General features: G+C 67.9%; 4 protein-coding genes. 2 read left to right on the top strand and 2 right to left on the bottom strand.

The window, feature by feature from the left end; all coding sequences use genetic code 11:
• Window positions 1-172: 172 nt before the first annotated feature.
• Both glgB and AAG801_RS38150 read right to left on the bottom strand, forming a co-directional pair.
• A complete protein-coding gene (gene glgB, locus AAG801_RS38155; protein ID WP_341893100.1) occupies window positions 173-2,356 on the bottom strand; it encodes a 1,4-alpha-glucan branching protein GlgB in 2,184 nt (727 codons plus the stop codon).
• Window positions 2,357-2,361: 5 nt separating this feature from the next.
• A complete protein-coding gene (locus AAG801_RS38150) occupies window positions 2,362-4,023 on the bottom strand; it encodes an alpha-amylase family glycosyl hydrolase (RefSeq protein WP_341893099.1) in 1,662 nt (553 codons plus the stop codon).
• Between the two features lie 130 nt (window positions 4,024-4,153).
• Here AAG801_RS38150 and AAG801_RS38145 point away from each other — a divergent pair, with 130 nt between their 5' ends.
• The gene (locus tag AAG801_RS38145) at window positions 4,154-5,629 is read left to right on the top strand and encodes an NAD(P)/FAD-dependent oxidoreductase (RefSeq protein WP_341893098.1); all 1,476 of its coding nucleotides are present in this window, start codon (window positions 4,154-4,156) and stop codon (window positions 5,627-5,629) included.
• 87 nt (window positions 5,630-5,716) lie between these two features.
• Window positions 5,717-8,201: leucine--tRNA ligase (leuS, locus tag AAG801_RS38140; protein WP_341893097.1), on the top strand; the 2,485-nt coding region annotated here is incomplete at its 3' end.

Below are 8,201 nucleotides of genomic sequence, written 5' to 3'. Positions count from 1 at the left end.
TTCTGCGAGACCCCGCGAAACGTGAGCACCGCAGGTTGCCCGCAGCGAAGCGGAGGGACGCAGACAGCAGGGTCGCCTTTCTTTTGCCTACGTTTCTTTGGCGAAGCAAAGAAAAGTAGGTCGCCCGCCGGGGCGAGACCCGGCCTCGGAAAGCAAAAAAGCCCAGAGCGTTTCAAGCCAACACCCACATCAAAGTAGCGAGTGGCGGCACGCTGATCACGATCGAGTCGCCCTTCCCATGCCAAGCCACAGAAGAACTCTCAACCACCCCATTCCCCACCCCGCTACCGCCATACACCGAACCATCGGTATTGATGATTTCGCGATAAGCCCCCGCGACAGGAACGCCAAGCCGATACCCCTCCCGAACCACAGGCGTGAAGTTGCAAACCACAACAACAAACCCTCCATCCCGCCCCCGACGAACAAACGCAAACACCGACTGCGCCACATCGTCATGCACCACCCACTCGAACCCCGCACCCTCATGGTCCAGCTCATGCAAAGCAGGAAAGTGCCGATACACATTGTTCAAATCGCGCACCAACCGCCGCACCCCTTGATGCGCCGCATGCTCCAGCAAATGCCAATCCAGCCCGCGGTCTGCATTCCACTCCGCGTACTGCGCAAACTCCCCCCCCATGAACAGCAACTTCTTCCCCGGATAACCCCACAGGTACCCATACAGATTGCGCAACCCCGCAAACTTCTGCCATTCATCCCCAGGCATGCGCCCGATCATCGACCCCTTGCCATGCACCACTTCGTCATGCGACAGCGGCAACACGAAGTTCTCGCTGTGCGCGTACATCAGCCCGAAAGTGACCTGCTGGTGATGGTGCTTGCGATAGACCGGATCGGTGCCCGCATACGCCAGCGTGTCGTTCATCCACCCCATGTTCCACTTGTAGTGAAACCCCAGACCGCCGTCTTCCGGCGGTCGCGTCACGCCAGGAAAGCTCGTCGACTCTTCAGCGATCGTCACCGCGCCCGGCCGCTCCACGCCCACCACGCGGTTCATGCGCCGAAGAAAATCGATGGCCTCCAGGTTCTCGCGCCCGCCCTGCGCATTCGGCACCCACTCACCGGCCTTGCGGCTGTAGTCGCGGTACAGCATCGACGCCACCGCATCCACGCGCAGGCCGTCGACGCCGTAGCGCTCCAGCCAGTACAGCGCGTTGCCGACCAGGTAGTTGCGCACCTCCGTGCGCGCGTAGTTGAAGATCAGCGTCTGCCAGTCGTTGTGGAAACCCTCGCGCGGGTCGGCGTACTCGTACAGCGCGGTGCCATCGAAGTTGCCTAGACCGTGCGCGTCGGTCGGGAAGTGCGCGGGAACCCAGTCGAGGATCACGCCCAGCCCCGCGGCATGCGCGGCTTCGACGAAATGGCGGAAGTCGCTGGGTGTGCCGAAGCGCGAGGTCGGCGCATAAAGGCCGATCGGCTGGTAGCCCCACGAGCCGTCGAAGGGGTGCTCGGTGATGGGCAGCAGTTCGATGTGCGTGAAACCCAGGTCGCGCACGTAGGGCACGAGCGTGTCGGCCAGCTCGCGGTAGTCCAGCCATTCCTGGCCGTGGTGCTTGCGGCGCCATGAGCCCAGGTGCACTTCATAGATGCTGATCGGCGCCTCGCGCGCGTTGGCTTCGGCACGCCCGGCGGGCATCAGCACCGGCGCAGGCAGCGGTGCCACCATGCAGGCGGTGCCGGGCCGCAGCTGCGACGAGAACGCGAAGGGGTCGGCCTTGCGCAGCACCTCGCCCTGCGCCGACAGAATTTCGAATTCGTAGCTGTCGCCCACAGCGACGTGCGGCGCGAAGATTTCCCACACACCGCATTCGCGACGCAGCCGCATCATGTGGCGACGGCCGTCCCAGTTGTTGAAGTCGCCCACCACCGACACGCGCCGCGCATTCGGCGCCCACACGGCAAAAGCCACGCCCTTCACGCCGTCGATCTCGCGCAGGTGCGCGCCCAGCCGCTCCCACGGCCGCAGGTGGGTGCCCTCGGCCAGCAGCCAGACGTCGGTCTCGCCGAGCACGAAAGGAAAGCGGTACGGGTCGTCGAGCTGCGTGGCGTGGCCCGCGTCCCAGTCGACCTGGAACGAATAGCCCATGCGCGCCTCGGCCGCGGGCACGAGGCCGCTGAACAGGTCGCTGCCCTCGTGCCGCACGAGGATCGACAGCGGCCAGCCGGTGCGCGAATGCACCACGGCCACCTGCCGCGCGCCGGGCATCAGGGCGCGCACCTCAAGACCGTCGGCGGTCTCGTGGGGGCCGAGCACGGCGAACGGGTCGCCGTGTTCGGCGCGCATCAGCGCGTGGATGTCGGCCGGCTTGAGGGAAGGAGAAGAAGGGGGCATGGGGTTCAGCGTCCTCCTGCTGCGGCAGGCGTGCCGAAGAACACGCCATAAGGCGCCAGTGTCAGCAGGGGTTTTATTGGATCGGTGATGACGGTCGCGGTCGGCACGAGCGGGTGCCCGACGAGCGGCACCCACGGCTCGGGCAGCGGGATCGAGACCGGTTCGCGCCCCGTATTGAAGATCGCATGCAGCACCGCGTCGCCCTCGCTTCGCACGAGGTGCAGCAGCGGCTCGGGCGCATCGACAAACGCCAGCGCACCCGTGCGCAGCAGCGGCTGCGTGCGGCGCCAGTGCAGCAGGGCGCGGCTGAAAGCGAGCATCGAGTCGGGGTCGCGCTCCTGTTGCGCGACGGCCAGCGGCAGGTGCGCGCCGTCGACCGGCAGCCAGGGCGTGCCGCTGCTGAAGCCGGCGTTCGGCGCGCCCGAGAGCCAGGGCATCGGGGTGCGGCAACCGTCGCGGCCCTTGAACTCGGGCCAGAAGGCGCGGCCGTAGGGGTCTTGCAGCAGTTCGAAGGGCACGTCGGCCTCGGGCAGGCCCAGCTCTTCGCCCTGGTAGAGGCTGGCGCTGCCGCGCAGTGCGAGCAGCAGCGCGAGCCAGAGCCGGTCGCGGCGCGTGTCGGGGCCCTTGCCGTCGCTCCAGCGCGTGGCGACGCGCGGCACGTCGTGGTTCGACACCGCCCAGCAGCCCCAGCCGCCCGTGGGCGCGAGCGCGGCGTCGAGCGTCTCGACCTGGTGGCGCAGGTGCTTCGGGCTGTGGTCGGCGGTCAGCAGGCTGAAGCTGTAGGCCAGGTGCAGGCGCTTGCCGAGTTCGGTGTACTGCGCCATGACGGGCGGTGCGTTCTCGTCGCCGACCTCGCCCAGCGCGACCGCGCCGTAGCCGTCGAGCAGCTGGCGCAGCCGCTCGAGGAACACGAGGTTTTCCTGCTGGCTCTTGTCGTACAGGTGCTGCTGCATCGCATACGGGTTGTCGGCGCGCACGGTGCTGACCTCGTCGATCGACGCGCTCGTGGCCGGCGGGTTGTCGCGCAGCAGCGCGTCGTGGAACTGGTGGTTGCAGGCGTCGAAGCGGAAGCCGTCCACGCCGCGTTCGCACCAGAAGCGCACCTCGCCGAGCAGGGCGTCCTGCACCTCGGCGCAATGGAAGTTGAGATCGGGTTGCTCGGCAAGAAAACTGTGCAGGTAGTACTGCCTGCGGCGCGAGTCCCACTGCCACGCCGAGCCGCCGAAGACCGAGAGCCAGTTGGTGGGCGGCGTGCCGTCGGGTTGGGGGTCGGCCCAGACGTACCAATCGGCCTTGGGGTTGTCGCGCGAGCTGCGGCTTTCGACGAACCAGGCGTGCTGGTCGGACGTGTGCGACAGCACCTGGTCGATGATGAGCTTCAGCCCCAGCGCGTGCATGCGTGCGCGCATGGCGTCGAAGTCGGCCAGCGTGCCGAACAGCGGATCGACCGCGCGGTAGTCGGCCACGTCGTAGCCGAAGTCCTTCATGGGGGAGCGGAAGAAGGGCGAGACCCAGACCGCGTCGACGCCGAGGCTGGCGACGTGGTCGAGCTTCGACGTGATGCCGGGCAGGTCGCCGACGCCGTCGCCGTTGCTGTCCATGAAGCTGCGCGGGTAGATCTGGTAGATCACCGCGCCCCGCCACCATTCGCTGTTGCTGCCGCTCATGCCTGCCCCTGTGGTCGAAATTCATTGTGGCATGCGAAATCCGGGCCAGCGGTACGCTGATGCGGGCGGGCGCCGCGCAGAAGTGGGTAAATTCAGCAGGGCGGGGCGCTGCCGTCCCGCCCCCCGACCGATGACCACCGACGACACCGCTTTCACTCCCTCCGCCTCACCCATCGGCCTCGCCGCGCTCGAACGCCGGCTCGCCCAGGACCTCGACTACCTCGGCTGGCCCGCCCGCGCCTGGGTGCCGCCGCGCCAGATCGACGGCGAACCCGTGCTCGACGTGGCCATCATCGGCGGCGGCCAGGCCGGGCTGGCGGCGGCGGGCGCGCTGGCGCAGCAAGGCATCCGCGCCGTGGTCTTCGACCGCGCGCCGGCCGGCCGCGAAGGCCCCTGGGCCACCACGGCGCGCATGGAAACCCTGCGCTCGCCCAAGGAACTCACGGGCCCCGCGCTGGGGCTGCCCTCGCTGACCTTCCGCGCCTGGTTCGAGGCCCAGTTCGGCACAGAAGCCTGGGCCGCGATGGACAAGATCCCGCGCCTGCAGTGGATGGACTACCTGGTCTGGTACCGCCGCGTGATGGGCGTGGACGTGCGCAACGACACCGCCGTCACCGGCCTGCAGCCGCTGCCCGACGCCAGCGCCGTGCGCCTGGACCTGCGCACGCCCGACGGCGAACGCCGCGTGCTGGCGCGCCGCGTCGTGCTGGCCACCGGCCGCGACGGCCTCGGCGGCCCGGCCGTGCCCGCCTTTGTCGACGGCCTGCCGCGCGCCAGGTGGGCGCATTCCTCCGACGAGATGGACTACGGCCGTCTCAAGGGCCTGCGCGTGGGCGTGGTCGGCGCGGGCTCCTCGGCCATGGACAGCGCCGCCACCGCGCTCGAGGCCGGCGCGCACAGCGTCGAGCTGCTGATTCGCCGGCCCGACCTGCCGCGCGTCAACAAGGGCAAGGGCGCCGGCGTGCCGGGGCTCACGCAGGGGCATTACGACCTGCCCGACGAGCTGAAGTGGCGCATCCGTCACTACATCAACGTGCTGAACGTGCCGCCACCGCACGGCAGCACGCTGCGGGTGTCGCGGCACGTCAATGCTTTTTTCAACTTCGGTTGCCCCATCCTTGCCGTGGCGCCGCAGGGCGAGGTGCTGCATGTCACCACGCCCAAGGGCGACTTTGAATTCGACTTTTTAATTGTGTCGACCGGTTTCCAGGTCGACTGGGCCGCCCGCCCCGAATTCGCGGGCATTGCCGCGCACATTCGTACCTGGAAAGACCGTTTCACGCCCGCACCGGGCGACGAAGACCGCGAACTGACCGATTCGCCCGACCTCGGGCCGGCCTTCGAATTCCAGGAGAACGCCCCCGGCGCCTGCCCGGGGCTGGATCGCATCCACTGCTTCTGCTACCCGGCGGCGCTGTCGCACGGCACGGTGTCGGGCGACATTCCGGCCATCAGCGACGGCGCGCGGCGCCTGGCGGCGGGGCTGGCCAGCCTGTTCTACCGGGAAGACGCGGCCCACCACTGGGCGAATCTGGAGGCCTACAGCGAGCCGGAACTGTTCGGCGACGAGTGGACGCCTGCCCCGCCGCCGCAGGAAAGGGCCTGATTCCGGCACGGGGCCGGGGAGACGATCACGCACGGCGCGATAATCCGCCTTCCCGGCCGCCGTCGAGCCGGGCCCTGCCGAGATGTCATGAACCCCAGCTACAAACCCAGCGACGTCGAGTCCGCTGCCCAGGCGCAATGGCGCGCCGCCGATGTCTACCGTGTCACCGAGGACGCGGGGCGCAAGAAGTACTACGCCTGTTCGATGCTGCCGTACCCGAGCGGCAAGCTGCACATGGGCCACGTGCGCAACTACACGATCAACGACATGCTCACGCGCTACCTGCGCATGAGCGGCTACAACGTGCTGATGCCCATGGGCTGGGACGCCTTCGGCCTGCCGGCCGAGAACGCGGCGCTGAAGAACGGCGTGCCGCCGGCCAAGTGGACCTACGAGAACATCGCCTACATGAAGGGCCAGCTCCAGGCCATGGGCCTGGCCATCGACTGGAGCCGCGAGATCGCCACCTGCGATCCGAGCTACTACAAGTGGAACCAGTGGCTGTTCCTGAAGATGCTCGAAAAGGGCATTGCCTACCGCAAGACCCAGGTCGTCAACTGGGACCCGGTCGACCAGACCGTGCTGGCCAACGAGCAGGTGATCGACGGCAAGGGCTGGCGCACCGGCGCCACGGTCGAGCGCCGCGAAATTCCCGGCTACTACCTGAAGATCAGCGACTACGCCGAAGAGCTGCTCGAGCACACCCAGCACAAGCTGCCGGGCTGGCCCGAGCGCGTCAAGCTGATGCAGGAAAACTGGATCGGCAAGAGCGAAGGCCTGCGCTTCGCGTTCACGCATGACATCCGGGACGCGAGCGGCAAGCTCATTCAGGACGGCCGCATGTACGTGTTCACCACGCGTGCCGACACCATCATGGGCGTCACCTTCTGCGCCGTCGCGCCCGAGCATCCGCTCGCCGCGCACGCCGCCACGCTCGACCCGAAGGTCGCGGCCTTCATCGAGGAATGCAAGGGTGGCGGCACGACCGAGGCCGAGTTGGCCACGCAAGAAAAGAAGGGCGTGCCCACGGGCCTGACCGTCAAGCACCCGATCACCGATGAGCAGGTGCCGGTGTGGGTGGGCAACTACGTGCTCATCAACTACGGCGACGGCGCCGTGATGGGCGTGCCCGCGCACGACGAGCGCGACTTCGCCTTCGCCAACAAGTACGGCATCGAGATCATCCAGGTGGTTCTGGTCGACGACGAGCCGCACTTCGACTATCACAAGTGGCAGGACTGGTACGGCGACAAGCAGCGCGGCGTGACCATCAACTCCGACAACTTCAGCGGCATGACCTACAAGGAGGCCGTGGCCGCCGTGGCGCATGCCTTGGGCCAGAAGGACCTGGGCGAGCTGCAGACCACATGGCGCCTGCGCGACTGGGGCGTGAGCCGCCAGCGCTACTGGGGTACGCCGATCCCGATCATCCATTGCGAAGAACACGGCGCGGTGCCGGTCCCCGAAAAGGACCTGCCCGTGGTGCTGCCGACCGACTGCGTGCCCGACGGTTCGGGCAACCCGCTGAACAAGCACGAAGGCTTCCACGCCGGCGTGGTCTGCCCCGTGTGCGGCAAGGCCGCACGGCGCGAGACCGACACGATGGACACCTTCGTGGATTCGTCGTGGTACTTCATGCGCTACTGCGACCCCAAGAACGACCAGGCCATGGTCGCCGAGGGGGCCGACTACTGGATGCCGATGGACCAGTACATCGGCGGCATCGAGCACGCGATTCTTCACCTGCTGTACGCGCGCTTCTGGACCAAGGTCATGCGCGACCTGGGCCTCGTGAAGGCCGACGAGCCCTTCGCCAAGCTGCTCACGCAAGGCATGGTGCTGAACCACATCTTCTACTCGCGCAACGAGAAGGGCGGCAAGGATTACTTCCCGCCGCTCGAAGTCACGGCGGTGCTCGACGCGCAGGGCCGCATCACCGGCGGCACGCTGGCCGACGGCACGAAGGTCGAGTACGGCGGCGTGGGCAAGATGGGCAAGAGCGAGCGCAACGGCGTCGACCCGCAGGACCTGATCGAGAAGTACGGCGCCGACACCGCGCGCCTGTACACCATGTTCACCGCGCCGCCCGAAGCCACGCTCGAGTGGAACGACGCGGCCGTCGAAGGCAGCTACCGCTTCCTGCGCCGCGTGTGGAACTACGGCGTGGCCCAGGCCGACGTGGCGCCGGTGGCGCTCGCCGGGCAGAGCTTCGGCAAGCCCGCCCAAGCCCTGCGCCGCGAGGTGCATACCGTGCTGCGCCAGATCGACTACGACTACCAGCGCATGCAATACAACACGGTGGTGTCTGGCGCAATGAAGCTGCTCAACGCGCTCGAAGGCTTCAAGCCCGACGGCAGCGCGGGCGACGCGGCCGCCGCACGCGAAGGCTTCGGCATCCTGCTGCGCTGCATCTACCCGGCCACGCCGCACATCGCGCACCAGCTGTGGCAACAGCTCGGCTACGACAAGGCCTCGGGCGACCTGCTCGACGCGCCCTGGCCCGTGGTCGACGTGGCCGCGCTGGCGCAGGACGAGGTCGAACTCATGCTGCAGGTCAACGGCAAGCTGCGCG

The organism is Variovorax sp. YR752 (genome assembly GCF_943372545.1).
This window is presented reverse-complemented; position numbering and strand designations above follow the sequence as displayed.